We start from the raw sequence: 514 nt of genomic DNA, 5'->3' as shown, positions 1-514 counted from the left end.
TCATCCTAGAGCGGCGGCTGCTGCTGCAGGAGGACGGTGCGGTCGCGCAGGCTCCATTTGTTGAGTCTACTCCGGTTTATGAACTGGGGGCTCCCTATGACCAACTTGATCTGCCCCCAGCGCTGGCAAGGATGTTGGCGGAGCTTGCAGCGGCAAAAGCCGGCTTGTTTCCCCGGCCCTACGTCCATCAGGCACAAGCCCTTGAGAGGTACTTCGCGGGCTCCGATCTCATCGTCGCCACCGGTACCGGCTCGGGAAAGACCGAGAGCTTTCTGATGCCGATCATCGGCCAACTGACCCAAGAGGCACTCGACCGGCCAGCTACGGCGGCGCTGCCGGGCTGCCGCGCCTTGCTACTCTATCCGATGAACGCGCTTGTCAATGATCAACTCGGCCGCGTTCGCCGGCTCTTCGGCGACGAGGTTGCGTCGGCTATTGTTTCGGCGGGTCGCAACCGGCCGGTGCGCTTTGGCAGTTATACCGGCCGATCACCCTATCCCGGACTGCGCTCGGC

The 514-nt window shown here is 63.2% G+C and carries 1 protein-coding gene; it reads left to right on the top strand.

Features of this window, described 5'->3' with window-relative positions; translation table 11 throughout:
• A partial coding sequence (locus EOA32_RS37685) for a DEAD/DEAH box helicase (RefSeq protein WP_128374339.1) occupies nucleotides 1-514 on the top strand: 514 nt, incomplete at both ends.

Origin of the sequence: Mesorhizobium sp. M1A.F.Ca.ET.072.01.1.1 (assembly GCF_004023325.1) — a bacterium.
Taxonomy (GTDB): Bacteria; Pseudomonadota; Alphaproteobacteria; order Rhizobiales; family Rhizobiaceae; genus Mesorhizobium.
This window is presented reverse-complemented; position numbering and strand designations above follow the sequence as displayed.